The sequence below is a fragment of the Gemmiger formicilis genome (assembly GCF_016901605.1).
In the GTDB taxonomy this organism is placed as follows: domain Bacteria; phylum Bacillota; class Clostridia; order Oscillospirales; family Ruminococcaceae; genus Gemmiger; species Gemmiger formicilis_B.
In genome coordinates, this window is record NZ_JACJKP010000583.1 from 1 (window position 1) to 298 (window position 298).

The 298-nt window shown below is 48.7% G+C and carries 1 pseudogene; it reads left to right on the forward strand.

Annotation, left to right across the window (positions count from 1 at the left end):
- A pseudogene (locus H6B10_RS18175) lies at positions 1-160 on the forward strand (IS200/IS605 family transposase); the annotation flags it as partial.
- Between the last annotated feature and the right edge of the window lie 138 nt (positions 161-298).

Below are 298 nucleotides of genomic sequence, written 5' to 3' on the forward strand. Positions count from 1 at the left end.
CTTTTGGTGTAGGGGATATTACGTAGATACGGTAGGCAAGTATGAAGGGGCGATCAGAGACTATATTCGAAATCAGCTGCAAGATGATATAGCAAATGATCAGCTGAGCCTCAAAGAGTTTGTAGATCCCTTCACAGGAGAGAAAGCAAAGAAGGCATAAAAAATGCCCCCGAGTAGGGGGCGGCCCGTGGTAAAAGTGTGGTTGCCAGACTTTTCAGGGCTCCCTTTAGGGAGCGACCACAGGAGATAGGCCCTTATAGGGCCTGTTCAAACCACCCGTTCAACGGGTGGTTTTGAT